This window comes from Vibrio sp. Vb2960 (assembly GCF_033337665.1).
Classification (GTDB): domain Bacteria; phylum Pseudomonadota; class Gammaproteobacteria; order Enterobacterales; family Vibrionaceae; genus Vibrio; species Vibrio alginolyticus.
In genome coordinates, this window is the sequence record NZ_JAWORD010000023.1 from 58,770 (window position 1) to 81,868 (window position 23,099).

Annotated in this window: 19 protein-coding genes; 11 read left to right on the plus strand and 8 right to left on the minus strand. The window is 46.5% G+C overall.

Going from position 1 to position 23,099, the window contains the following annotated elements; genetic code table 11:
- The first annotated feature begins 6 nt into the window (after window positions 1–6).
- From recF to R7O03_RS18520, 4 genes are all read left to right on the plus strand, one after another.
- Complete coding sequence (gene recF / locus R7O03_RS18505) at window positions 7–1,086, plus strand: DNA replication/repair protein RecF (protein WP_005378839.1); 1,080 nt, start codon at window positions 7–9, stop codon at window positions 1,084–1,086.
- Between the two features lie 13 nt (window positions 1,087–1,099).
- Entirely contained in the window at window positions 1,100–3,517 is a 2,418-nt protein-coding gene (gene gyrB, locus R7O03_RS18510) for a DNA topoisomerase (ATP-hydrolyzing) subunit B (RefSeq protein WP_005378841.1), read from the plus strand.
- A 343-nt stretch (window positions 3,518–3,860) separates the two neighbouring features.
- Window positions 3,861–4,277: a GreA/GreB family elongation factor gene (locus tag R7O03_RS18515; protein ID WP_025768940.1), complete on the plus strand. Its 417-nt coding sequence runs from the start codon at window positions 3,861–3,863 to the stop codon at window positions 4,275–4,277.
- Window positions 4,278–4,810: 533 nt separating this feature from the next.
- Complete coding sequence (locus tag R7O03_RS18520) at window positions 4,811–5,248, plus strand: Hsp20 family protein (protein WP_005378857.1); 438 nt, start codon at window positions 4,811–4,813, stop codon at window positions 5,246–5,248.
- A 127-nt stretch (window positions 5,249–5,375) separates the two neighbouring features.
- On the opposite strand, the gene R7O03_RS18525 is transcribed toward R7O03_RS18520, so the two are convergent.
- The 4 genes from R7O03_RS18525 to glyQ all read right to left on the minus strand — a co-directional run bounded on the left by R7O03_RS18525 (window position 5,376) and on the right by glyQ (window position 12,158).
- Window positions 5,376–6,629, minus strand: a complete 1,254-nt coding sequence (locus R7O03_RS18525) for a valine--pyruvate transaminase (RefSeq protein ID WP_154204935.1) — start codon at window positions 6,627–6,629, stop codon at window positions 5,376–5,378.
- A gap of 229 nt (window positions 6,630–6,858) precedes the next feature.
- A complete protein-coding gene (locus R7O03_RS18530) occupies window positions 6,859–8,943 on the minus strand; it encodes an alpha-amylase (RefSeq protein WP_318131929.1) in 2,085 nt (694 codons plus the stop codon).
- 217 nt (window positions 8,944–9,160) lie between these two features.
- Window positions 9,161–11,227, minus strand: coding sequence for a glycine--tRNA ligase subunit beta (gene glyS, locus R7O03_RS18535; RefSeq protein WP_005378875.1), 2,067 nt, complete (start codon window positions 11,225–11,227; stop codon window positions 9,161–9,163).
- A gap of 13 nt (window positions 11,228–11,240) precedes the next feature.
- Window positions 11,241–12,158, minus strand: coding sequence for a glycine--tRNA ligase subunit alpha (gene glyQ / locus R7O03_RS18540; RefSeq protein WP_005383818.1), 918 nt, complete (start codon window positions 12,156–12,158; stop codon window positions 11,241–11,243).
- Window positions 12,159–12,642: 484 nt separating this feature from the next.
- On the opposite strand from glyQ, the gene R7O03_RS18545 reads away from it, so the two are divergent.
- Complete coding sequence (locus R7O03_RS18545) at window positions 12,643–13,197, plus strand: TMEM165/GDT1 family protein (protein WP_005378877.1); 555 nt, start codon at window positions 12,643–12,645, stop codon at window positions 13,195–13,197.
- A 160-nt stretch (window positions 13,198–13,357) separates the two neighbouring features.
- Window positions 13,358–13,618: a hypothetical protein gene (locus R7O03_RS18550; protein ID WP_005378878.1), complete on the plus strand. Its 261-nt coding sequence runs from the start codon at window positions 13,358–13,360 to the stop codon at window positions 13,616–13,618.
- A gap of 44 nt (window positions 13,619–13,662) precedes the next feature.
- Here R7O03_RS18550 and tusA read toward each other — a convergent pair whose 3' ends face one another.
- A complete protein-coding gene (gene tusA, locus R7O03_RS18555; RefSeq protein ID WP_005378879.1) occupies window positions 13,663–13,911 on the minus strand; it encodes a sulfurtransferase TusA in 249 nt (82 codons plus the stop codon).
- Window positions 13,912–14,044: 133 nt separating this feature from the next.
- Here tusA and R7O03_RS18560 point away from each other — a divergent pair, with 133 nt between their 5' ends.
- Both R7O03_RS18560 and R7O03_RS18565 read left to right on the plus strand, forming a co-directional pair.
- On the plus strand, window positions 14,045–14,227 hold the full coding sequence (locus tag R7O03_RS18560; RefSeq protein ID WP_005378880.1) for a hypothetical protein: 183 nt from the start codon (window positions 14,045–14,047) through the stop codon (window positions 14,225–14,227).
- A 168-nt stretch (window positions 14,228–14,395) separates the two neighbouring features.
- Window positions 14,396–15,340, plus strand: a complete 945-nt coding sequence (locus R7O03_RS18565) for a LysR family transcriptional regulator (protein ID WP_017821924.1) — start codon at window positions 14,396–14,398, stop codon at window positions 15,338–15,340.
- A 52-nt stretch (window positions 15,341–15,392) separates the two neighbouring features.
- Here the strand turns inward: R7O03_RS18565 and R7O03_RS18570 are convergent, their stop codons facing one another.
- From R7O03_RS18570 to fadB, 3 genes are all read right to left on the minus strand, one after another.
- Window positions 15,393–16,373: an MDR family oxidoreductase gene (locus tag R7O03_RS18570; protein ID WP_005378882.1), complete on the minus strand. Its 981-nt coding sequence runs from the start codon at window positions 16,371–16,373 to the stop codon at window positions 15,393–15,395.
- Window positions 16,374–16,623: 250 nt separating this feature from the next.
- On the minus strand, window positions 16,624–17,799 hold the full coding sequence (gene fadA / locus R7O03_RS18575; protein ID WP_006743176.1) for an acetyl-CoA C-acyltransferase FadA: 1,176 nt from the start codon (window positions 17,797–17,799) through the stop codon (window positions 16,624–16,626).
- 14 nt (window positions 17,800–17,813) lie between these two features.
- Window positions 17,814–19,985 (minus strand): fatty acid oxidation complex subunit alpha FadB, encoded by a 2,172-nt coding sequence (gene fadB / locus R7O03_RS18580; protein WP_318131930.1) that lies wholly within the window; start codon window positions 19,983–19,985, stop codon window positions 17,814–17,816.
- 261 nt (window positions 19,986–20,246) lie between these two features.
- Here fadB and R7O03_RS18585 point away from each other — a divergent pair, with 261 nt between their 5' ends.
- Genes R7O03_RS18585 through hemG form a run of 3 tightly spaced genes read left to right on the plus strand, consistent with a single transcriptional unit; the run spans window position 20,247 to window position 22,911 of the window.
- Window positions 20,247–20,870 carry a YigZ family protein gene (locus R7O03_RS18585; RefSeq protein ID WP_005378891.1) on the plus strand — a complete coding sequence of 208 codons (624 nt, stop codon included), beginning with the start codon at window positions 20,247–20,249 and terminating at the stop codon, window positions 20,868–20,870.
- Between the two features lie 46 nt (window positions 20,871–20,916).
- Window positions 20,917–22,374 carry a TrkH family potassium uptake protein gene (locus R7O03_RS18590; protein ID WP_005378893.1) on the plus strand — a complete coding sequence of 486 codons (1,458 nt, stop codon included), beginning with the start codon at window positions 20,917–20,919 and terminating at the stop codon, window positions 22,372–22,374.
- 9 nt (window positions 22,375–22,383) lie between these two features.
- Window positions 22,384–22,911, plus strand: coding sequence for a menaquinone-dependent protoporphyrinogen IX dehydrogenase (gene hemG, locus R7O03_RS18595; RefSeq protein ID WP_005383808.1), 528 nt, complete (start codon window positions 22,384–22,386; stop codon window positions 22,909–22,911).
- Window positions 22,912–23,099 lie beyond the last annotated feature (188 nt).

The following is a 23,099-nucleotide window of genomic DNA, read 5'->3' on the forward strand; positions in this document are numbered from 1 at the left end:
ATCTGAATGCCACTTTCTCGCCTCATCATTCAGCAGTTTCGAAACATTAAAGCCTGTGATATTGAGTTATCAGCAGGCTTTAACTTTCTTATCGGGCCGAACGGCAGCGGTAAAACCAGTGTCTTAGAAGCGGTTTATCTGCTCGGGCATGGCCGCTCATTCAAGAGCTCTCTCACCGGACGAGTGATACAAAATGAGTGTGACGAACTGTTTGTTCATGGTCGTTTTTTGAACTCGGATCAATTTGAGCTACCTATCGGCATTAATAAGCAGCGTGATGGCTCAACAGAGGTTAAAATAGGCGGTCAATCTGGACAAAAATTAGCGCAGTTGGCACAAGTTCTGCCTCTGCAGTTGATACACCCAGAAGGGTTTGATTTACTGACAGATGGCCCTAAACATCGTCGTGCGTTTATTGATTGGGGCGTGTTTCATACCGAGCCCGCTTTTTATCAAGCATGGGGAAGGTTCAAGCGCCTGAACAAGCAGCGCAACGCGTTGTTGAAAACCGCCAATAGTTATCGTGAGCTCAGTTATTGGGATCAGGAAATGGCAGGATTGGCTGAAAACATCAGCCAATGGCGAGCAAGTTACATCGAGCAGATGAAAACTGTCGCAGAAACTATCTGTCAGACATTTTTGCCAGAATTTGAGATCCAATTGAAGTATTATCGTGGCTGGGATAAAGACACTCCATACCACGAGATACTAGAAAAGAATTTTGAGCGTGATCAGGCATTGGGATACACCTTTAGTGGCCCAAACAAAGCTGATTTGCGCATTAAAGTGAACGGAACGCCCGTTGAAGATGTTCTGTCACGCGGTCAATTAAAACTCATGGTGTGTGCATTGCGTGTAGCGCAAGGGCAACACCTGACAGAGATGGCCGGTAAACAATGCATTTACCTAATTGATGACTTCGCGTCGGAATTAGATAGCCAACGTCGCAAGCGTCTTGCTGACTGCTTAAAAGAGACGGGCGCACAAGTATTTGTAAGCTCTATCACTGAAAGCCAAATCGCCGATATGTTGGACGATAACGGTAAATTGTTTCATGTGGAACATGGCAGGATAGAGTCAAACTAGAAGAGAGAAACTCATGTCTGAAAATTACGATTCATCGAGTATTAAGGTACTGAAGGGTCTGGATGCGGTACGTAAGCGTCCAGGAATGTACATCGGCGATACGGACGACGGCACCGGCCTTCACCACATGGTTTTCGAGGTGGTGGATAACTCAATTGATGAAGCGTTGGCAGGTCACTGTAAAGACATCGTTGTGACAATTCATGAGGATAACTCGGTTTCCGTTAGCGATGATGGTCGTGGCATTCCAACAGAAATCCACTCTGAGGAAAATGTCTCTGCAGCAGAAGTAATCATGACGGTTCTTCACGCGGGTGGTAAGTTCGACGATAACTCATACAAAGTATCGGGTGGTCTTCACGGGGTAGGTGTTTCAGTAGTAAACGCACTATCAGAGAAAGTTGAGCTAACGATTCATCGTGGTGGTCATATCCATACGCAAACCTACCGCCATGGTGAGCCTCAAGCGCCACTAGCCGTTGTGGGTGATACGGATAAAACCGGTACACAAATTCGTTTCTGGCCAAGTGCCGAGACGTTCTCTAACACTGAGTTCCACTATGACATTCTGGCGAAACGCCTGCGTGAACTGTCATTCCTGAACTCTGGTGTGTCGATCAAATTGGTTGATGAACGTGAAGCGGACAAACATGATCACTTCATGTATGAAGGTGGTATTCAAGCGTTCGTTGATCACCTAAACACCAACAAAACGCCAATCATCGAAAAAATCTTCCACTTTAATTCTGAGCGTGAAGACGGCATTTCAGTTGAAGTGGCGATGCAATGGAACGATGGTTTCCAAGAGAATATCTTCTGCTTTACCAACAATATCCCACAGCGTGATGGTGGTACTCACCTTGCTGGTTTCCGTGCTGCGCTAACACGTACATTGAACAGCTTTATGGATAAAGAAGGTTTCTCGAAGAAAGCGAAAACAGCGACTTCAGGCGACGATGCGCGTGAAGGTCTAACTGCGGTTGTTTCGGTGAAAGTGCCTGATCCTAAGTTCTCAAGCCAAACAAAAGACAAACTGGTTTCTTCTGAAGTGAAATCAGCTGTTGAGTCTGCAATGGGTGAAAAACTGTCTGAGTTCCTGATTGAGAACCCGACAGAAGCGAAGATGGTTTGTTCGAAAATCATCGATGCAGCACGTGCTCGTGAAGCAGCGCGTAAAGCTCGTGAAATGACGCGCCGTAAAGGTGCACTAGACCTAGCTGGCCTTCCAGGTAAACTTGCAGACTGTCAGGAAAAAGATCCGGCACTCTCTGAACTATACATAGTGGAGGGTGATTCGGCAGGCGGCTCCGCAAAACAAGGCCGTAACCGTAAGAACCAAGCGATCCTACCGCTAAAAGGTAAGATTCTTAACGTAGAAAAAGCACGTTTCGACAAGATGCTATCTTCGCAAGAAGTAGCAACACTGATCACCGCACTAGGTTGTGGTATCGGTCGTGACGAGTACAACCCGGACAAGCTTCGTTACCACAACATCATCATCATGACCGATGCCGATGTCGATGGTTCGCACATCCGTACGCTACTGTTGACCTTCTTCTACCGTCAAATGCCAGAGCTTATCGAGCGTGGCTATGTGTACATCGCTCAGCCACCACTATACAAAGTGAAAAAAGGCAAACAAGAGCAGTACATCAAAGATGAAGAAGCGATGAACCAATACCAAGTATCATTAGCTCTGGACAATGCATCGCTACACGTAAACGCAGAAGCACCAGCATTGGCTGGTGAAGCACTAGAGAAGCTTGTTCAACAGTACAATGCGGGTATTAAACTGGCGGAACGTATGAGCCGTCGTTACCCAAGTGCTTTGGTAAACGAGTTGATTTACACTCCTCGCCTAACGCCAGAGCAATGCCATGACGCATCAGTTGTGGAAGCGTGGACGAAGCAGCTTATTGAACAGCTGAATGCGAAAGAAGTGGGTGCAAGCCAGTACAGCTACGAAGTTGAGCAGCACGAAGAGCTAGGCTTAAACTTGCCTAAGATTGTGGTTCGTACTCACGGCGTGACGCACGAACATGCAATTAGCATCGACTTCCTAAACTCGAAAGAGTACGGCAAGTTGGCTGATCTATCAGAAGCACTTGATGGACTTCTGGAAGAAGGCGCGTACATCAAACGTGGTGAGCGTACTATGCCAGTGGCAAACTTTGCAGAAGCGCTTGACTGGTTAGTGAAAGAGTCAATGCGTGGCTTAAGCCGTCAGCGCTACAAAGGTCTAGGTGAGATGAACCCAGACCAACTTTGGGAAACCACCATGGACCCAGAAACTCGTCGTATGATGCAGGTAACGATTGAAGATGCGGTAGGCGCAGATCAACTGTTCACTACGCTAATGGGTGACCAAGTAGAACCTCGTCGTAACTTCATCGAAGAGAACGCACTGAAAGTAGCGAACCTAGACGTATAACGACACTGTTCGTGATAGTAAAAAGCAGCGAGAAATCGCTGCTTTTTTTGTTGTACCACCAGCTAAAATCGCCACTTTCTGCTAAAGCGGATGTTTTTCTGGTGCTAACTGCCAACAACCCGATCAAGCCTGCCATTTTATATCTGTTTTCTTTTTTTCTCGCCATTTTGTTCGCTTGAGCGCTTTTGCTTTCTTTTTTCTGCTCGCTATAGTGCTGAAGAGCTGATGATTAAGGAGACTAAGAAAATGGTGATGACTTTCCTGAACTAAGCCGGAAGTGATGCACTTCCGGTTCAATGCACTGAATTTATTTGTAAGACAAGGCATTAAGAAGGAAATAATCATGTTTGAACGCTGGTTCTCAGCGTACTGCTTGGCGCTGCGAACTTGGTGGTTAACCAGTCGCTTTTTAACCTATCAATCACCACTAAGGTTGTTATCGCTATTTGAAACCTGCGAGCAACAAGCCCATTGCCGTAACCGAGCTCGTATTGCGGTTGGGGACACGGTTCGCTTAGTGGATGTTGAACGCGCCTATCAATATCGCATGACATTGGTCAGCTCGCGCAAGGGGCAACCCATGACAGGTATGCTCGCGGTCGATTCTTATTTGGGGTCTCGACTATTAGGTCGAGCTAAAAATGATGCGCTTGAAGTGGAAATTTTTAATCAGCGACGCTGCTTTGTGATTACTGAAATTGTTCATCAATCGCAGCCTCCAGCGCAGAAAATGCTGTGTGGTTGTCTGTTGTGCCAATAAATAGAGGTGAAGTCATGAGTAAGAAAGAAAAGAAACAACCGCAGTTGAGTCTAAAAGAAAAGCGTAAATTAAAGCAGGAAAAGGCGGCAGAAAAGGGCGTTGTAAAAGCGCGTAAATCCTCCCGCAAGTAAAGTGTAGATTGAGCCCTCCAGAACGGCGGGCTTTTTATCACTGATCGCGAAGTGATGAGGAACTAAGCTGTTCAAGGGGATAGTGGATGCTTTAAAAATTTTTTATTTTTTCCCTTGAAAGTCATTTTTGACGACCTTATATCTAGTTGTGAAGAGGGTGACTGGCTTGCTAGAGACTAGAAGACCAGCCCTCTGAAATCGCTAAAACGAGATCGCTCAGAAGAGGATATGGCGTTTTAGCACACAACTTAAACCTTTAGATTCAATATCATGTCTCCGAGCCAAACCAAGGCCAGTGGAATGATAAGAATCTCTTAGTTCGGCGTTGGTTTTTGCATAAACACGCCAGTAGGATGAAACTCATCTGAACTAAGACTATTGCTTAATTAAGAGGATAGATTTATGCGTAATGTAGATTTCTCGCCACTATACCGTAATGCAATTGGCTTTGATCGTCTGCTAAACCTGATGGAAGCGAATACAGCGAAAAATACTTCTGGCGGTTACCCTCCATACAACATTGAGCAAAAAGACGAGCACAACTACCGTATTACTATGGCCGTTGCTGGCTTTGCTGAAGAACAGCTCGATCTGACTCAAAACGAAAACATGTTGATTGTGAAGGGCGAACGTAAAGCAGAAGAAGGCAAAAACTACGTTTACCAAGGTATTGCAGAACGTGATTTTGAACGTAAATTCCAGCTAGCGGATTACGTAAAAGTCGTGGGTGCATCAATGGAAAACGGTCTGCTTCATATCGATTTAGTTCGTGAAATCCCTGAAGCCATGCAACCACGTAAGATTGCTATCGGTGGCAACAACCTGATTGAGAACAACTAATCAGTTAACCACCCGGTTATAGAATGAGAAAGAGCGCCATATGGGCGCTCTTTTTAGTTTGGGGGTTTTCAAATCCGCTATTTTAAAGCCGTAATTTCAAAGAGAAGAACGGCTGAGTTCAATCCGTCTATTTACCTTCGCGGTAAGCCTTTTCCACTTCTTCAGCGATAATCGCAATGCCTTTTTGCATCATCTCATCATCTTGAACGTAGTTCATACGCAGGCATTGGTGCGCGTGATCCCACTCGTCTTGCTGACCAATAAAGAAATATTCACCAGGGACAATCAATACGCCACGCGCTTTCAAGCGTTGGTACAGTTCCATTGTTGTGATTGGCAGTTCATCAAACCATAACCACAAGAAGATAGCGCCTTCCGGCTTGTGGATGCGGAATCGCTCATCGGTAATTGCTTGTTGGAGCAGTTCAACCGCACGTTGTGATTTTTGCTTGTAGAACGGCTTAATCACCTCTGAACTCAGTTTAAGAAGATCGCCTTTGCCAATTATATGGTTTGCCAGCGCTGGACCAACACTGCCCGGCGCTAGGCTGATGATGCCGTTCATATTGGTTAACGCTTGAGTGATTTCTTCACTCGCAATCACAATGCCACAACGCACGCCCGGCAAGCCAAGTTTAGATAGGCTCATGCATAGGATGGTGTTTTCATTCCAGAACGGTTCGACATCTTCAAAGATGATGTTCGGGAAAGGTAGACCGTAGGCGTTATCGATGATCAGCGGGATGTTGTTCTCACGTGCTAGCTTGTCCAGCTTACGTACTTCTTCGTCTGTCAGTACATTACCCGTTGGGTTGGTTGGACGAGATGCACAGATTGCCGCAACAGAGTCGTCGACGGTTAGCTGCTCAAAATCGACGTGGTATTTAAACAGACCGTTATCTAACAGCTCGATTTCTGGGTGGTAAGAGATAAAGATATCTTTATCAATGCCAGCATCACCATAACCGATGTATTCAGGTGCGATAGGCAGTAGCACTTTCTTGTGCGAACCGTCTGGCTGTTTACCTGCCAACAAGTTGAACAAGTAGAAAAAGCCACTCTGGCTACCGTTAGTTAGGCTGATGTTCTTTTCGGAAATATCCCAGCCGTAAGTTTCACGGAATAACTGAGCTAGCGCTTTGACGAACGCGTCTTTACCCTGCGGGCCATCGTAGTTGGCGAGGGCGGCGACGAGCTCCCCACTGGCGAGCATTTCCTCACTGGCTTGGTGAAAGTAATCGAGCATGGCAGGAATGGCGGCAGGATTACCTCCACCGAGCATGATGGCACCTGGTGTGCGCAGACCATCATTCAAATCGTCCATTAACTGCGTAATACCTGAATACTGATTAAATTTTTCACCAAACTTTGAGAACTGCATGCTGACTTATACCTAATTCATTGTGATTGCTTTGTGTATGTTTATGCCGATGTTTTATCGGCTTATCGAGTAATCCTTGACCTTACCTCAATGTGTAATTAACGCAAAGTGTGAATTAAGCCGAAAAAGAAAAAAGTGCGTCATCAGACCAGAGGAACGAGACAAAAGGGCAAAAAGAACAATAAAAAAGGGAAGCTTATGCTTCCCTTGCTGGTGGAGAGAGTGTGATTTACTCACCGGTGTAAACAATCAGCACCTTGTCGTCTTGGTATTGGCGTTCGAATGCGTAGTAACCTTCTTGGTTGCGAGTGATGTGCTTACCTTGAGCAACTGCTGGGTGGCGTTTACGGAATTCGCCCAACTTTTGCCAATGTTGCAGTAGATCCTCACGCTCGCCATGAATCTTATCCCATGGCATATCTGAGCGTGTGCCTTGGTGGGCGTCTGAACCAGTAATGCCAAAATCACGAGCTATCTCATCACCGTAATAGATCTGTACTGCACCGGGAGCCAGCATCAGTGCATTTGCTGCACGTGCTTGGTCATCAAAGCTGCGGCTGCGAGCTGACCAGAACAGCTGTGTATCGTGTGAAGACAGGTAGCTCAACACGTTGAACTCAGGATCGGTATTGATGCGTTCTGCATAGCGGCGGTAATCATTATCAAGTTGAGCGAAACACTTCAGCGCTTTTGGTGCTACATCAGATTGGAACTCGAAGTTGATGATGGAATCGAAGCCGTTATCGAAATACGGGCTCTTCACTACGCTGTGTGCCCACACTTCACCTGTCATCCAGAAAGGTAGGTCATCCAAGGCTTTGTCCGGGTTGTTTTGCTTCCACTGAGCAAGCGCCTGAGTGGTGCTGGCTTTCAACTCTGCCCACGCTTCCATTTCTACGTGTTTAGCGGTGTCGACACGGAAGCCGTCAATGCCGTAGTCACGTACCCAATCGGATAACCAGGTAATCAGGTGTTCACGTGGGGTTTGTCGCTCATCTTGAGCATTGGTGTCTTTATTGCGGAAGAAGTTTGGTAGTCCGGTTTTCTGAGTCGATTCGGTTTTGAGATCCGGTAGGTAGTTCAAAGACATGGTGATGTCGTTGTAGCCCGGAGCATCGTAGTCGCCAATGTCGGTGCGGATCCAATCTTTACCCCACCATTTATCCCACGCTTCGCTATCACCGTATTTGATGTAGTCGTTGAAGCTGTGCCAGCTTTGTCCTGATTTTGGCTGCCAGTCGGTCCATTTTTCACCGAGGACTTCTTTGGCTTCTTGGTCATCAAGGTAAAGCTGACCAAATCCGAATTCCTGCATGTCTGCTAATGTTGCGTAGCCTGTGTGGTTCATGACTACATCCCAAATCACGCGGATGCCTTTCTTGTGGGCAGTATCGACGAAGGTTTTGAGTTCATCTTCGGTCCCCATGTTGGCATCAAGCTTGGTCCAATCTTGATGGTAGTAGCCGTGGTAGCCGTAGTGCTTAAAGTCGCCTTTATCGCCGCCGCCAACCCAGCCGTGGATCTGTTCCAGTGGTGACGTTATCCAGATAGCATTCACACCAAGTGATTCGATGTAATCGAGTTTTTTCGTTAGACCCGCTAAGTCACCACCGTGGAAGGTGCCAATCTCGTATTTTCCATCTTTGCTGCGACCGTAGCTGTTGTCGTTGTCTGGGTTGCCATTGTAGAAGCGGTCAGTCATGACGAAGTACACCGTCGCGTTATCCCAGCTGAACGGTTTATCGGCTTGCTGTTCAACCTCTTCTAGTAACAACAGACCTTGACTCATAGGACCCGGCTGCATGGTGACGCTGCCATTGGCGACGGTCGTTTCTTGTCCGGTTAAGGCATCACGAACCACAGTGCCATCATTAAAGGTTTGAGCAACGTTGATGGTTTTTGGCGCGTCAGTTGCAACAGGGCAAGAGTAGGTGATGTCCTGACTCTGTTTTGGTTTGATTTTTACCGTTAGCTCGTTGGTGGTTGGGTTGAGCGTAAATTGATAGGTATTGGCTTTGAAGATGCGCAGCGGCATTTGTGCATCAGTGGCGCAGTTATCCATTTTTAATGGACGATTGAATTTGATGCGATCTTCCTCTGCTAGGGCAAAGCTACTGCCACAGCTTTGCTTGCTGTCAGCAATGGTAAAGCTATAACTGCCTTTTTCGAGTTTTTGCTCGGCGACAAGTAAGCCTTGTGAGTTTTCCTCAAAAACAGCGGTGTCATCACCAACGCTTAATACGATGGCATTTTCTGGAATCTGGCTGCAGGCGCTCAGTAGACCGATAGAGAGTGCGAGAATTGTTTTTTTCATTGTGTCCTTCCCCCGAATAAACAGTCCAGTTATAGCAAAACTGTGCCTCTACAATCCGAGCTCTACACCAACAAGTTAAACGCGTCTCACCCTACAAATTTTAGTCTTGTTCACAAAATGAATAATAAGCGTCACCTTCATCGGTTTGAAGGCAACAAAAAAGGGAAGCATCTGCTTCCCTTTTACTTATTTCTTAATCACTCCGAAGAGTAATGAATTACTTTTGAAGCAAAGAAATGTCTGCGATCTGTAGGAACAGGTTACGCAGGTTGTTCAGTAGTGTCAGACGGTTCTTCTTAAGTGCTTCGTCGTCTGCCATTACCATTACGTTATCAAAGAACGCATCAACTGGTTCACGTAGGTCAGCTAGCTTGCTTAGGGCTTCTTGGTAGTTACCTGTAGCAAATGCTGGCTCTAGCGCTTCTGTCATTACTTCAACGCTTTCTGCTAGTGCTTTCTCTGCGTCTTCTTGTAGAAGTGCCAGGTCAATGTCTGCTGCTAGTTCGCCGTCGAATTTCGCTAGGATGTTACCTACACGTTTGTTCGCTGCTGCTAGAGACTCTGCTGCTTCTAGTTCACGGAAGTGAGAAACCGCTTTAACTCGTTGGTCGAAGTCTGCCGGTTTCGTCGGACGACGAGCTAGAACCGCTTGAATGATGTCTACGCTGAAGCCTTCGTCTTGGTACCAAGCACGGAAACGACCAAGCATGAACTCGATAACGTCTTGTTCAACGTTGTCGTTGGTTAGGCGGTCGCCAAACAGTGACTTCGCTTTCGCTACTAGGTCAACAAGATCTAGGTTGTAGCCGTATTCAACGATGATACGTAGTACACCTAGAGATGCGCGGCGTAGTGCGAATGGGTCGCTGCCTTTAGGCGCTTGACCAATACCGAAGATACCTACGATAGTGTCTAGCTTGTCTGCCATTGCAACTGCAGTTGAAACACCGTTTGATGGCAGTTCATCACCTGCGAAACGAGGCATGTATTGCTCGTTCAGTGCTACTGCAACTTCTTCTGCTTCACCGTCGTGGCGAGCGTAGTGCATACCCATAACGCCTTGAGTATCCGTGAATTCGAATACCATTGAGGTCATTAGGTCACATTTTGCTAGTAGACCAGCACGCTTTGATTTCTCAACGTCAGCACCGATTTGCTCAGCAATGTAGCCAGCAAGTTCAGTGATGCGGTCTGTTTTGTCTTTGATCGTACCCAGTTGCTTTTGGAAGATCGCTTGCTCTAGTTCAGGCAGACGGTCGATAAGCGGACGCTTACGGTCTGTGTTGAAGAAGAACTCTGCGTCAGCAAGACGAGGGCGAACTACTTTCTCGTTACCTTCGATTACGTAACGAGGCTCTTTTGATTCGATGTTCGATACGAAGATGAAGTTAGGTAGTAGCTTCTTGTTTTCGTCGTAAACAGGGAAGTATTTTTGGTCACCCTTCATGGTGTAAACCAACGCTTCAGAAGGCACTTTTAGGAACTCTTCTTCAAACTTCGCTGTTAGAACCACTGGCCATTCAACCAGAGACGTTACTTCTTCTACTAGGTCATCTTCTAGGTCAGCGATACCGCCAACCGCTGCTGCCGCTTTTTGTGCGTCAGCTAGGATGATTGCTTTACGCGCTTCGTAATCTGCCATTACTTTACCGCGCTCTTCTAGGATCGCAGGGTATTGCTCAGCAGAATCGATAGTGAACTCTTGCTCACCCATGAAGCGGTGACCGCGGATTGTGCGGTCTGAAGCGACACCAAGGATCTCGCCTTCGATTAGGTCGCTGCCCATTAGCATGGTTAGCGTCTTAACTGGACGGATAAATTGAGTCGTTTTGTTACCCCAGCGCATTGGTTTTGCGATAGGTAGGTTTGCTAGTGCTTTCGCTGCAAGTTCAACTACGATCTCAGACGTTGGCTGACCTTTCACTTCTTGTTTGAACAGTAGCCATTCACCCTTATCTGTAACCATGCGCTCTGCTTGGTCAACCGTGATGCCACAACCGCGTGCCCAACCTTGAGCCGCTTTTGTTGGGTTGCCTTCCGCGTCAAACGCTGCAGAAACCGCAGGACCACGCTTCTCAACAACTTTGTCAGACTGGCTGTCTGCTAGTGCTGCAACTTTAAGTGCAAGACGACGAGGTGCCGCGAACCATTTCACGCCTTCGTGAGCAAGCTCAGCGCCTTTTAGTTCTGCTTCGAAGTTTGCTGCGAATGCTTCAGCTAGAGTGCGAAGTTGCGTTGGTGGTAGCTCTTCTGTACCTAGCTCGATTAGAAATTCTTTTGCCATGTTACTCTACCCCTTACGCTTGTTCTTTCTTACACATTGGGAAGCCAAGAGCTTCACGCGATGCGTAGTATGCTTCTGCAACTGCTTTAGTCAGGTTGCGGATGCGCAGGATGTAACGTTGGCGTTCAGTTACTGAGATCGCTTTGCGTGCGTCTAGTAGGTTGAATGCGTGACCTGCTTTAAGGATGCGCTCGTAAGCAGGTAGTGGCAGTGGCTTTTCAAGTTCAAGCAGCTCTTTACACTCTTTCTCGCACTGTTCGAAGAAACCAAATAGGAACTCCACGTCTGCGTGCTCAAAGTTGTAAGTCGATTGCTCTACTTCGTTTTGGTGGAAGATGTCACCGTAAGTCACTTTGCTGCCGTCTGGTGCGATGTTCCAAACTAGGTCGTAAACAGAGTCTACTTCTTGGATGTACATTGCTAGACGTTCGATACCGTAAGTGATTTCACCAGTTACTGGTTTACACTCAAGACCACCAACTTGCTGGAAGTAAGTAAACTGGGTCACTTCCATGCCGTTTAGCCAAACTTCCCAGCCCAGACCCCATGCGCCTAGTGTTGGGTTTTCCCAGTTGTCTTCTACGAAACGGATGTCGTGTACAAGAGGGTCAATACCAAGAACTTCAAGGGAGCCAAGGTACAACTCTTGAATATTGTCAGGCGATGGTTTTAGCGCTACTTGGAATTGGTAGTAGTGCTGAAGACGGTTAGGGTTTTCACCGTAACGGCCATCAGTAGGACGACGTGAAGGTTGTACGTAAGCTGTCGACATTGGCTCTGGGCCAAGCGCTCGTAGACAGGTCATTGGGTGAGAGGTACCCGCACCCACTTCCATATCTAGCGGTTGAACAATGGTACAACCATTTTGAGCCCAATAATCCTGCAGCGCGAGGATCATTCCCTGGAAGGTTTTGATATCGTATTTTTGCATAAGTCAGGTTCGCGCGATTCTCTTGTTACTCGTTAATTCGTCATCTATGCCGAGTTTTTCAACTCTAACAACGGCGATAAAGAGTAATTACGGTTGAATAAATTAACAATCTAGTATAACCAGATATTGAGCATGGGAGTAGAGCTAATCTTGATTAATTCGTGGGCGATTTTCTCCTTTAATGAATTTTTACCGCGTTATCTGCTGTATTTTTCCTAAAAGGGAGTTTTTGCCTGCTTTGGCTCTTGAGAAGCGCAACAAAGGTGGCTAGAATTGCGCCTGTCTTTGGGGAGTAGCTTACCTGATGAAGTTTCTGTTTCATCTGGTTCGTCCGTCAACATAATTGGTGCAAAATCACCATGGCGTTCGAGACTTGAAGCCTTTCAAGTTTAGCAAGACCTTAGACAAATCATCACGAACCGGGGTAGGGGCGTGAGGTTTGTCTTCGGTTAAAAATAATAATCCCTGCCCCAATGAGCATGTCGTGAGCGTTTTAGCTATTTCAATTACTACTGTAGCGTTAGCAGAAATTGGCGATAAGACCCAATTGCTATCTCTATTACTCGCAAGTCGTTACCGAAAACCAATCCCAATTATTGCAGCAATCTTTTTGGCAACTATTGCCAACCACGCTTTGGCTGCATGGTTAGGTGTGGTTGTCGCAGACTATCTATCACCTGAGATTTTAAAGTGGGTGCTGGTGGTCAGTTTTGTCGCGATGGCGGCTTGGGTTCTGATCCCGGACAAACTGGATGATGACGAGCAGATTTCTAATCGAGGCCCATTTATTGCCAGCTTTATCGCGTTCTTCGTTGCGGAGATAGGCGATAAAACTCAGATCGCCACTTCCATCTTAGGGGCGCAATACGCGGATGCGTTAAGTTTGGTGATTATCGGTACCACAATCGGTATGCTGCTGGCGAATGTACCTGTGGTCCTGATTGGTAAATTGTCGGCCGACAAGATGCCTTTAGGGCTGATCCGTAAAATCACCGCATTTTTGTTTATTGCTCTGGCAATAGGGGCTGCACTGTTCTGATTTTTTGCACGTGAAATGATGTGAGTTATCAATCATTAGTGGCGTGCTGCGCGAGTTCAAACTCTGACTCTAAATCGTTCCGTTGCGTGACGGATGACATATAAGTGTCATACTTGTCATGGTAGTTTAATGGTGTGAATGATAGCGAGAGGGCAAGTTTATGCTTACACGTTACATGGGGATGTCCCCGAAGAGTCAGAGTTATTTATTCACTTTTGGTTTAGCGCTGTGTTTACTAGCGATGGTGCTAACTGATATGTGGTTACCGATTGTAGCAGGATCGTTCGTTCTTACTGGATTGACAGTAGAAGCGTGGATTCGTGTCGCTCACATCATTCCTATGCATGAAGAGATGCGGGCAATGAAGAAACAACTTAACAAGCTCCAATCAGAAGTTCGCACACTCGAATACGACGAATAAACAAACGGCAGCCAATATAGGCTGCCGTTTTTAGTTCGACCAGATTATTCCAATCCTTTCTTGATCAGGTACTGATACGGAACTTGCTCCGTTTGTGCCGCAACTAATTGGTGGTCCATAAAGCGGCAGAAACTCGGAATGTCTCGAGTCGTGGATGGATCGTCTGCTTTGACCAGCAAAATCTCACCATCTTGCATGTTGCGAATTGTCTTCCTGACCATCATCACTGGCTCTGGGCAGCGCAGTCCTTCCGCCTCTAATGTCTTGTTTGCCAGTTCAGGATTAAAGCTCATAGTGTGATTCTCGTAACTAACTGAGCGTTGAATTTTACTTTCGTTGAAAAAATATTCAATAACCACTTGGCAAACTGAATTTTTTGTTTTACCTTAAATTAACAATTTGGTAACAACTGGCAAGGGAGAGGCAATGTTAACAGCGTTAGACAGACTTACGATTTACTCAGTGCTGTGTTTTATCTCGTTTTGTGCATTGGTACTCAGGACGCCAGCTGACACCTCTTTGACGCCTCTTGTAGGCATGGTTGCCACTATTATTGGGATTTGGATCGAGATGCGCAGATGGTCTGGCGCATCTGAGCAAGAAAATTAGCGCTTCTTGCTTGGATCAGAATGCTTTTAATAACGCTCACCTATTTTTTACCGACACTTCATTCCGACACTATCCCCATTTTTCTTGGGCTTCCCCGCTGAAAGGCGGGATTTTTTTTGCCTAAAGAGTACAATTTACCCAAACACATACAAAATAAGTGGCTAATTCGTGGAACTGGAAGATATCTATCGCCGAGATTTAAATTTACTGGTTGCGTTGCGAGTACTGATAGAAGAAAACAGTGTCAGTAAGGCGGCAACACGTCTGAACTTGAGTCAATCGGCAATGAGTCGTGTGCTTGGTCGTCTACGTGACTTGTTGGGAGACCCGCTGTTTACTCGTCAGGGACAGCATTTGATCCCAACTCAGAAAGCGTTAGAGATCGATCGCTCATTGGGCGAACCATTAGAGTCTTTACGTCAGTTGTTATCTCCGGTTGAGTTTGACCCATTGCAATGCGTACAGACTTTCAACATCGTGACCACCGACTATGCCATGCAAACGATCTTACCGTTCGCTTTGCCGAGAATTTACCAAGAAGCGCCAAACGTGTCTTTCAACTTCTTACCACTGCAACACGACCGTTTATCAGATCAGCTCACTTATGAAGGTGCAGACTTAGCGATTTGTCGCCCGACAGGCCCGGTGGAGCCTCTACGCAGTGAAGTGTTGGGGCGAGTGGGGGTGCTGTGTATGCTTTCAAAACAGCATCCATTAGCGAATAAAGAAATGAGCTTGGATGATTATCTGAGTCATCCACATGCCATGATCGCCATCAGTGATGGTGTTAAGGCACTGATCGAACAAGCTTTGATGGAGAAACCTAAGCGTAAAATGGTTCTGCGGGCTTATCATTTAGAAGCCGCATTGGCGATCATGGATACCTTGCCAATTATCATCACAGTGCCAGCGGATTTGGCGTATCTGGTTGCCGAGCGTTATGACTTGGTGGTGAAACCGTTACCATTCCAATTCACGCCGTTTGAATACTCGATGATTTGGCATGCGCGTTGCGAGCATTCTCCCGCTCAAGAATGGTTAAGAACGATTGTGCGTGAAGAGTGTAGTCGTCTGATAGCTAAACGTATCGAAGATATGGGACTGAACTGCTAACAAAAAAGAGCCAGCAATGCCGGCTCTTCGTCTGTTTACACTGAGTCAGTGTTTATAGCTTGATAACCACACGACCCGTTACTTGACCGTTGGTGATGTCTTCTGCATATTTCGGTGCTTCAGCAAGAGCAACTTCAGTACACGCTTGCTCGAAGTAGCTGTCTGGTAGTAGCTCTACCAGCTTTTCCCATGCAGCGATACGTTTCTCTGTTGGGCACATTACTGAGTCCACACCTTGTAGGCGAACATTACGTAGGATGAACGGCATCACTGTGGTTGGTAGATCAAAACCACCTGCAAGACCACAAGCTGCAACTGCACTGTTGTAATCCATTTGCGCCAATACTTTTGCTAGTACTTTGCTGCCTACAGTATCAACCGCACCTGCCCATACTTGTTTTTCAAGCGGACGTGCTGGTTCTTCAAATTCAGTACGGTCGATGATGCGGCTAGCACCTAGTTTTTCAAGTAGCGGGCCATTTTTCTCTACACGACCTGTCACTGCAGCAACTTTGTAGCCAAGCTGTGCTAGAAGCGTTACTGCGACTGAGCCTACACCGCCACTTGCGCCAGTTACTAGGATTTCGCCATTTTCAGGTTTGATGCCGGCATCAAGCAGTGCTTGAACACACAGCATACCAGTGAAGCCAGCAGTACCAACCATCATTGCTTTCTTGCTGTCTAGACCTTTTGGTAGTGGTACTAGCCAATCCGCTTTTAGACGAGCACGCTGAGACATACCACCCCAGTGGTTTTCACCCACGCCCCAGCCAGTAAGGACAACTTTGTCACCAGCTTGGTAGCGGTCGTCTTCTGAGCTTACTACCGTACCTGCTAGGTCAATACCTGGCACCATCGGGAAGTTACGGATGATTTTACCTTTACCTGTGATCGCAAGACCGTCTTTGTAGTTTAACGATGAGTAATCAACGTCAATCAGAACGTCGCCTTCAGGCAGTTGTGTTTCATCGATTTGCTCGATGTTAGCGATAGTACGTTTGTCTTCTTGATTTAGAACTAGAGCATTAAACATAAGGTTCTCCGATTGTGCGGTAGCATGACTCTGGGTCACATGCAGCAAGATATCAACTGGTCTAAGTGTATGTCTTCTTTGTCTATGAATAAAATGAAACTTGAGCATTTAATGTATGCTCTTCATGCATGTTTGATGTAAAACAAAGGGCGACATCAATTGTCGCCCTTAAGTGTAATACTAAAAATTTTAGTACTAGTTCATTTGCTTATGATTGTTGGCTCGATCACTACAACAACGTCTTGAACTGTTATGGTCGTTCAAATACTGTCGCAATGCCCTGACCCAAACCGATACACATGGTGGCCAGACCGTATTTCGCGTCTTTCGCTTCCATTAGGTTGATCAACGTTGTTGAGATACGTGAACCAGAACAGCCTAGTGGATGACCCAATGCTATTGCACCACCGTTAAGGTTGACCTTCTCATCCATAACATCAAGCAGGCCTAAGTCTTTAGCACACGGCAGAGACTGCGCGGCAAATGCTTCGTTTAGCTCAACCACATCCATGTCTTCAATTGAAAGACCGGCACGCTTGAGCGCTTTTTTCGTCGCAGGTACAGGACCGTAACCCATAATAGAAGGATCGCAGCCCGCAATGGCCATGCCTTTAATACGTGCACGAATCTTCAAACCAAGCTCATTGGCTTTCTCTTCACTCATGATCAACATCGCTGATGCACCATCGGACAGCGCCGATGAAGTACCGGCTGTTACTGTACCGTTTGCTGGGTCGAACACTGGGCGAAGTTGAGATAGACCTTCAACGGATGTTTCAGGGCGAATCACTTCGTCGTAATCCAGAGTGAACAGTGTGCCGTCTGCTGCGTGGCCTTCAATTGGTAGAATTTCGTTTTTAAAACGACCCTCTACGGTTGCTGCGTGCGCACGAGCGTGAGAGCGAGCGGCAAACTCGTCTTGTTGCTCACGGCTAATACCATGTAATTTACCAAGCATTTCAGCCGTTAAGCCCATCATGCCCGCAGCTTTTGCTACGTTCTTTGACATACCTGGGTGAAAGTCTACACCGTGGTTCATTGGCACATGCCCCATGTGCTCAACACCACCAATTAGGCAGATTTCAGCATCGCCAGTCATGATGGCACGTGTACCATCGTGAAGCGCTTGCATTGATGAGCCACACAAGCGGTTCACCGTCACGGCGCCAATTTCAATCGGCAGACCAGCAAGCAGCGCCGCATTACGTGCAACGTTAAAGCCTTGCTCTAGTGTTTGCTGTACACAGCCCCAGTAGATGTCTTCAATCTCGCTTGGGTTCACTTGTGGGTTACGCGCAAGAATGCCTTTCATTAGGCGCGCAGATAGATCTTCTGCTCGTGTATGACGGAAAGCACCACCTTTAGAGCGACCCATTGGAGTACGTAGACAATCGACTACGACAACATTTCTTGTTTGATTAGTCATTTTAGAATCCCTCCTTAGATAGAACCTTGCTGTTGTGCACCGTAAAAGCTTTCACCTTTCGCCGCCATATCAATCAGCATTTGCGGTACTTGGTACATCGCACCTAGCTCGGCGTGTTGTTTTGCCATTTCAACGTATTCAGCAATACCCACGCTGTCTAGATAGCGGAATACGCCACCGCGGAATGGAGGGAAACCAAGACCATAAACCAGTGCCATATCCGCTTCCTGCGGAGTGGCAATGATGCCTTCTTGTAGGCACAGCACCACTTCGTTGATCATTGGAATCATCATACGTTGAATGATGGTCTGATCGTCAAAGTCCTGCTTATCGGCACAAACGTCAGCAAGTACCGGTAAGATCGCTTCGGAGAAGGTTTTCTTCGGCTTACCTTTTTTATCTATGGTGTAGCTGTAGAAGCCATTACCATTTTTCTGACCATATTTGTCTGCTTCGAACAGTGCATCAATCGCATCACGACCTTGTTTACCCATACGCTCAGGGAAACCCTCTGCCATCACAGCTTGTGCGTGGTGCGCGGTATCAATGCCGACTACGTCAAGTAAGTACGCCGGTCCCATCGGCCAGCCAAACTTACGCTCCATGATTTTGTCGATTTTCGTAAAGTCAGCACCATCACGAAGTAGCATGCTGAAGCCGCCAAAGTATGGGAACAATACGCGGTTAACGAAGAACCCTGGGCAGTCATTAACGACAATTGGTGATTTGCCCATTTTCGCAGCATACGCCACAACACGATTGATGGTTTCATCAGAGGTGTGCTCACCACGGATGATCTCAACAAGAGGCATACGATGCACTGGGTTGAAGAAGTGCATACCACAGAAGTTTTCTGGGCGTTTTAGTGATTTTGCCAATAGGTTGATAGGAATCGTCGAGGTGTTTGAGGTGATAACGGTGTCGTCACCGACATGGGATTCAACTTCACTTAAAACTGCTGCTTTTACTTTCGGGTTTTCAACGACAGCTTCAACAATCACATCAGAGTTTTCAATACCTGCGTAATGTAAGCTCGGTGTGATTGACGCTAAAATACCCGCCATCTTAAAGCCATCAATGCGACCGCGAGATAAGCGTTTATTCAGCAGCTTAGATGCTTCAGTCATGCCTAGGTCGAGCGACGCTTGTGCGATGTCTTTCATCAAGACTGGCACACCTTTTAGCGCTGATTGGTAAGCAATGCCGCCACCCATGATACCAGCACCTAATACGGCTGCACGTTGCGTGTCTTTACTTGCTGACTTCGCTGCTTTTTTCGCAATGCCTTTGATGTATTGATCATTAAGGAAGAGGCCAACGAGTGATTTTGCTTCTTCCGATTTAGCCAATTTCACGAAGTGCTTACGTTCAATGTCTAACGCTTCATTACGTGCAAAGCGAGCACCTTCTTCAATCGTGATAACGGCTGTCATTGGGGCAGGGTAGTGAGGACCTGCTTTTTGTGCCACCAGACCCTTCGCCATGGTGAAGCTCATCATTGATTCAAGCTTACTCAGCGTTAGCGGAGATGTTTTCTGTGCTCGGCGTGCTTGCCAGTCAAGTTTCTCGTTAATTGCAGAGTTAAGAGTTTGTAGTGCTGATTCGTATAAAGCATCAGTCTCTACAACAGCATCGAGTAAGCCAATTTTCAATGCTTCATCAGCTCGGCATGCTTTACCTTGGGTGATGATTTCCATTGCGCTGTCTGCGCCAATAACGCGAGGCAAGCGTACACAACCACCAAAGCCAGGCATGATTCCCAGTTTCGTTTCTGGTAGGCCGATGCTGGTGGTTTTGTCACCAATACGCATGTCTGTTGCTAGCACACATTCACAACCGCCACCAAGAGCGTGGCCTTTGATCACTGAGATGGTTGGAACGGGTAAGTCTTCTAATTTGTTAAAGATGCTATTAGCAAATTGCAGCCATTGGTCGAGCTCGGCATCCGTTTTAGCAAACAGACCTAAAAACTCGGTAATGTCTGCGCCTACAATGAATGCGTCTTTATCTGAAGTGAGCAACAACCCCTTGAGGCCTTGATGGGCAATGAGCGCATCAAGAGCTTTATCTAGCGATTCTAATGTCGCTAGGTCGAGTTTGTTGACGGATTTTGGAGAGCAGAAGCTTAGCTCTGCAATACCATCTTGTATTTCCTTTACCTGTAGGGTTTCGGCTTGGTAAATCATTGTCTATCTCCATGACATACAATCGTGGATTGTCTGTATACCTATTTCAACGACGCCGTGTACCTCGGCAAATAGGTATCGAGGAAGTCGTTTTATTTTTGTTCTGGTTTGACCAGTAAAGTTAGTTTGGATCGTGGATTGTTTAATTTCAATACATTTTTTAAACAAGTGTTTAACATTGTGCGCTGTGGCAGATCTTATGCGACGGGTAAATCACACTCGTGATAGACTTCAGGCAAATAGACATGAATCCATAATCCTATGAATGACAAGCCTTATCTGATTCCAGCAGAGCCCGCTCAATTTGAAGAAGAAATTAAAAAGAGCGTCTTCATTACTTATTTGGCACATACGCCAAGTATCGAAGCAGCAAAAGCATTTGTTGATCAAATCAAAGCTAAACACGCTGATGCCAGACATAACTGTTGGGGCTTTGTTGCTGGTCGCCCGGAAGATTCAATGAAATGGGGCTTTAGTGATGATGGGGAGCCGTCCGGAACAGCAGGCAAACCAATCCTGGCGCAGCTGTCTGGATCTGGGGTGGGGGAGATCACGGCTGTGGTCACGCGATACTCTGGTGGAATCAAGTTAGGTACAGGCGGCTTGGTTAAAGCGTATGGGGGTGGGGTTCAACAAGCGCTCAAGCTGCTTCAAACTATTGAGAAAAAAATAACCACAAAGCTCAGACTAACGTTAGACTATGGGTTTATGCCGATCGCACAGTCAATCATGCCGCAATTTGGTGCAATAGAAGTCGAGGCTGAATACAGCGATCAGGTGGTATTAGTGGTGGAAATTGAGCTTCGAGAAGTGAGCGCGTTTACCCAAGCAATCATCAATAAAAGCGGGGCAAAGGCAATTGTCACTCCGCTAGACGGACAATAATGAAAAACAGGAAGCAACAGGGACAGCTTCGCTAGTCAATTTATCCATGCAATTTCGTTCAATTATTCGAATCGTCGGGCTACTGCTCGCACTCTTTAGTGTCACTATGCTTGCGCCAGCACTCGTTGCGCTGATCTATCGAGATGGTGCTGGTGTGCCTTTTGTCACGACATTTTTTGTTCTGCTGTTTTGTGGGGCCGTTTGTTGGTACCCAAACCGCAGGTATAAGCACGAGCTTAAAGCTCGAGATGGCTTTCTTATTGTCGTCTTATTCTGGACAGTACTTGGCAGTGCAGGCTCGATCCCCTTTCTCATTGCTGACAACCCGAACGTCTCAGTGACAGATGCGTTTTTTGAATCGTTTTCTGCTCTCACGACGACCGGGGCGACCGTTATTGTTGGTTTGGATGAGTTACCTAAAGCGATTCTATTCTATCGACAGTTACTGCAGTGGTTCGGCGGTATGGGAATCATCGTATTAGCGGTGGCGATTTTGCCAGTACTTGGCATTGGTGGTATGCAGCTTTACCGCGCCGAGATCCCAGGTCCAGTCAAGGACACTAAAGTGACGCCGCGCATAGCAGAAACTGCTAAGGCGCTTTGGTACATCTATCTGAGCCTGACTATCGCCTGTGCTTCGGCTTTTTGGTTAGCTGGTATGACGCCATTTGACGCCATCAGTCACAGCTTTTCAACCATTGCCATTGGTGGCTTCTCTACCCACGATGCCAGCATCGGATACTTTGATAGTTACGCGATTAATCTTATTACCGTGGTTTTTCTGCTTATATCTGCATGTAACTACACACTGCACTTTGCTGCATTTGCATCAGGTGGCGTACATCCCAAGTATTACTGGAAAGATCCTGAGTTTCGTGCCTTCTTGTTCATTCAAGTGCTGCTATTTATCATTTGCTTTCTATTATTACTGAAACATCACTCTTACACATCGACATACGATGCTTTCGATCAGGCTCTGTTCCAAACCGTATCAATATCCACAACAGCGGGCTTTACGACAACAGGTTTTGCGGATTGGCCGCTCTTCTTACCTGTGCTGTTATTGTTCTCTTCCTTTATAGGTGGTTGTGCAGGTTCAACAGGCGGCGGCATGAAAGTGATCCGTATCCTGCTTCTTACCTTACAAGGTGCGCGTGAACTAAAACGTTTAGTCCATCCACGCGCGGTTTACACCATCAAAGTAGGTGGCAGTGCCCTACCGCAACGTGTTGTCGATGCGGTTTGGGGTTTCTTCTCCGCATACGCATTGGTATTTGTGGTTTGTATGTTGGGGTTGATTGCAACAGGAATGGATGAGCTCAGTGCGTTCTCTGCGGTGGCTGCGACTCTGAACAACCTCGGTCCTGGCTTGGGAGAAGTGGCGCTTCACTTTGGTGATGTTAACGACAAAGCAAAATGGGTATTAATAGTTTCTATGCTGTTTGGTCGTTTGGAAATCTTTACCTTACTTATTCTACTTACGCCGACGTTTTGGCGTAGCTAAGGGGAAATCGTGGCAAAAGCATTATTTCTATACTCTTCCCGCGAAGGGCAGACTAAAAAAATTCTCCACTATATAGATGAACAACTTCCAGACTTCGATTGTGATCTGGTGGATTTACATAATGTCGAGACGATTGACTTCAGCCAATACGACAGAGTATTGATAGGCGCCTCTATTCGCTATGGCCATCTTAATAAAAAGCTATACCAGTTTATTGAGCGAAACCTCAATCAATTGGAGCAAAATAAAGTGGCATTTTTCTGCGTAAACCTAACCGCTCGTAAAGAGGACCAAGGAAAGGATACACCTGAAGGTAGTGCCTACATTCGCAAGTTCCTAATTAAGTCGCCTTGGAAACCAACGCTAATCGGTGTTTTTGCTGGTGCACTTTATTACCCACGTTACAGCTGGTTCGACAGAACTATGATTAGGTTCATTATGTCGATGACGGGTGGCGAAACTGATACGACCAAAGAGGTGGAGTACACCAATTGGGAAAAAGTGGCTCTTTTCGCAGATAAATTCAGAGAACTGTAGAAATAACGTGCTCTTTTGACCGCTTTTGATGCAAATTTATCCGAACGATAAAAAAATCAAAAAAAACGAGAAAAAGGGCTTGCCAATGTGATCGCAATCTCTATAATGCCACCTCGCTGACACGGCAACGCTTCGAAGCTTAAGTTTCGGAAGTAAGAAGCCAAGCTAGCAAGCCAAATTAGCCAAGC